The 3249-nt window shown below is 46.8% G+C and carries 5 protein-coding genes; 2 read left to right on the top strand and 3 right to left on the bottom strand.

Features of this window, described 5'->3' with window-relative positions:
• Positions 1-118: SpoVA/SpoVAEb family sporulation membrane protein (locus tag PHU01S_RS25400; RefSeq protein ID WP_127510481.1), on the top strand; the 118-nt coding region annotated here is incomplete at its 5' end.
• Between the two features lie 75 nt (positions 119-193).
• On the opposite strand, the gene PHU01S_RS25405 is transcribed toward PHU01S_RS25400, so the two are convergent.
• Both PHU01S_RS25405 and PHU01S_RS25410 read right to left on the bottom strand, forming a co-directional pair.
• Complete coding sequence (locus PHU01S_RS25405; RefSeq protein WP_127510485.1) at positions 194-427, bottom strand: hypothetical protein; 234 nt, start codon at positions 425-427, stop codon at positions 194-196.
• A gap of 554 nt (positions 428-981) precedes the next feature.
• Complete coding sequence (locus PHU01S_RS25410; RefSeq protein ID WP_107338594.1) at positions 982-1410, bottom strand: cell wall hydrolase; 429 nt, start codon at positions 1408-1410, stop codon at positions 982-984.
• Positions 1411-1734: 324 nt separating this feature from the next.
• Here PHU01S_RS25410 and PHU01S_RS25415 point away from each other — a divergent pair, with 324 nt between their 5' ends.
• A complete protein-coding gene (locus PHU01S_RS25415; RefSeq protein WP_107338595.1) occupies positions 1735-2154 on the top strand; it encodes a hypothetical protein in 420 nt (139 codons plus the stop codon).
• A gap of 176 nt (positions 2155-2330) precedes the next feature.
• Here the strand turns inward: PHU01S_RS25415 and PHU01S_RS25420 are convergent, their stop codons facing one another.
• Entirely contained in the window at positions 2331-3227 is an 897-nt protein-coding gene (locus PHU01S_RS25420) for a manganese catalase family protein (RefSeq protein WP_054943616.1), read from the bottom strand.
• Between the last annotated feature and the right edge of the window lie 22 nt (positions 3228-3249).

Here is a 3249-nt window from a genome sequence, read left to right on the forward strand (position 1 = left end):
AAAGAGCAATGGCTGGATTGGGATCATCACCGGAATTTTCGAAGTGACCAGTGCCGGAATATCCGCAGCGATTATTTTTTCGTTTCTCGCTGCATTGTTCGTAAAACCCAAAGGATAATACGGGGCTCATTGTCACTGTAACGGTCGGTCAAGGTAATCCCTAACCGACCGGTTTTAATTATGAAAAACCCATTCAGATGCTATTTATTTCGGTTCCTATATTCTCCATCGCTTCTTTGGTTCTCTCCATCAAACTCGGCTCGGTTGGAACTTTTTTACTTGCCTTGCCATCCAATACTATTGGAGATTTATTACTTGCCGTTTTGATTCGGTGTTTAAATTGTGATTTAAGTTCGCTTTTTTCCATATTTTCTCCTTTCCATTTGCCATTTTCAGAATATGTAACTGATATTATTCCGATATTCATATCCTTTATACATCATCGGAGTCAGTAGACGGTCGGCGCTTCGGTTGGTGAACCATCGATCTTACCCTTTTGGTCCAAAGCATATCAAGGAAATGGCCGAACTGTGGAATGTAAGCGAAGAAGATCTTCCGATCGGATCAGAAACTTCTCATAGGTGATGCCGGACATATCGGCTGGCCTGCCTTTGGACACCCTCTTCCATTCCTCAAAACACTCCTCTGGTATACGGTAAGAAATCAAGATACCAAAATCGGATTTTACGCCTACCGAAGGATCAACTTTGGGACATCATCGGATTCGTGTAAATGTTCAAAAAGACGCCGATTCTCCCTGCTCCATCAACTCAGTAATTTCCTCAATGCCTTGGAGAAGTACAATGAGTTGTGTTGGCTGGTCAATAAAGAACTGATTGGCCGGTTGGTACTGGCATTGGCATACACGAACCAAAACTGGAAGATCCCCATACCTGCAAAGTATTACTCCAAACGGTTATGCAGAGATTTGCGCTTAATACATATAAGTCGCTGACCGGATTAGGCCTGCGTCTTATATGTTTAAAAAGTATTGTAAATATTTTCGCATTCTACACCTGTCGGTTCGTAAAAGCAGTGGCTTTTGTATCTTCCGACAAAAGGCTGATTGTACCATGTCGAAGGGCAATTTGCGGGGGGTTTGAAATACCACAAAGAGAATTTAGCAGGCCATGGTCGCTCACCGTTAATTGACTTTCGTGCAAGGCGTCTATCTTTGTCCCTTGCCTTTTGATAAAAGTAAGCGTGTATGGTTGCTTCAAACGCATGCGGCTGAAATACCATTTGCGGAATCGTACGAATGCCTTTAAAATCGGAGCAGTTTGCCCGAATCCGATTAATTCCTACAGCCCCGACGAGCAGCATTCCTTGTTCGCCTTCCCCTTCCGCTTCGGCTCGAAGCAATCTTGCCAACAGATCTATATCACTTGCCCTGGCTTTGACAACGGCCATTGTATCACCTCATTTTAGTATCGGTTCACATTGCAAAGTGGGTGCTGATTTATATCGGTGTTGAATGGGTCGGATATCGCCTCGGTTATATTACCTACTCCCGCGGCTGGAATTGCTGGTGGTCGCTTTTTTTTTGACGTACACATGTTTCTCATGCTTCGTTTTCATCATACAAAGCCGGTTTGGAGCATCCCGGTGACGGTATTGTCGATCTTCTTTTACTTGAACATGTTCGGTTATCTGTAAAGGAATCCAAGCCCCGTGACGGGCATTTTTACCGTGGACGCATATAATGGCGTAACCGAATAAGAGGAGTGATGAGTCGTGGCCGATGCCTCGCAATCCATATCAAAGGTATTACCCCCCTTTTCCATTTGGGGAGTTTATGCATCCGTCGCCGGCAGGCCGGTTGTATGGGGCAAGCTTGTGATGCGCGTTTTGCCGGACCAACGAGTTCAAGGCACTATCCAATTTCGCGGAACGCCGATTCCGATTGAAGGAAGCTGGAATGAAAGCGCGCAGCAGATCGTGTTTCATTCCCCCTACGCTGCCTATTCCGGTCATTTAACCATCTATGACGATGTCCAGATTCAACTTCGGCATTTGGTCCTCACCGGACGCCTTCGAATGCTCCCCCCCCCCTCTTTACAGGCGGGCGAATATGGAACCTGGGTAGCGACAACTGATATCAACTTGCATAGAGAAAGCACAACTAAAATCTCGTATCGAATATTTAGAAAATAAAATTCAAGAACTAAGGGAGAGACAATTGAAACCATTCCAATAAAGGCTTGTGCTTGACCACCACTATGTGACGAGCCGCACGCTGGGAGTCGCGCACGGCCAATAGAAATAAATAAAGGTTTCGTATACATGCCATATGTAAGCAGCAACTCTTGCCCGTATAGGAACGCAACACCTTACAATCCGGCGAGCTTTTGCAGCCGTTGGGCAATCTGCATAAAATCCTCATTCGAGATGCCAGGGGCAAATTCTTCCGGCACTTCTTCAAGATCGGGCACTTCCCCTCCTTGGGGAACTCCTCTGACGACTTCCAATCGCTCTCCGTCGGAAGGGTGGGATCCTTTCCAGATTTGAGCGATATCTTCATAGTCTGAATCGCTAAACGTATATAACTTTCGATGAATTCCCTGTTCTTCGTATTTGCGGGTCGCATCAAATGCCCGATTCTCTAGATTGGGAATAGGGAGCATTTTTTTGACGTCGACTCCGGTCATGATTTCGAGCGCCTTCGCGTAAGCAAGCACATGAACTCCCCCGCGGACCAGCAAGTAACCCGTCATTTCGCGGGCGACAGGATGATCTGTCATCTCGTACACGCGCATCTTATGGGTGCGGGCGCCGCATTCGAGAAAAAAGTTATGCAGCAGATCAAGTACCAGATTGCCACTGTTAAAGACATAATCACCGTTCCATGCTTTGCCCATCGAATCGCCGGGCAACGAGGTTTGAGCCGTTGCAATAAAATGGTAGGTATTGCGTTTGTCAAGCCCGTTGCGCAGAGGGGCCGCATCCGGATCTGCCGGAAATGTGGAACCGGACAGGCATAAATTAATGGAATTCATCACCAATTCCACATGGCCAACCTCCTCCGCCGTAATGCTGGCCACAAGTTCATAAAAGGGCTTCAGCTTTTTTTTGCTGCGAAAATTCGAAGATTGGACCAAATAATTATTCAACGTAGACATCTCCCCGAAACGGCCGCCTAATAGTTCCTGCACAGCCGCCGCGGCGTTGGCGTCCGGATGTTTGGGAACAGGCAATGCAATGGGCAATCGATTGATGCGCTTGAACATGGCGGACATCATCCCCTTATCA

This window comes from Paenibacillus humicus NBRC 102415 (assembly GCF_004000905.1).
Taxonomy (GTDB): Bacteria; Bacillota; Bacilli; order Paenibacillales; family Paenibacillaceae; genus Paenibacillus_O; species Paenibacillus_O humicus.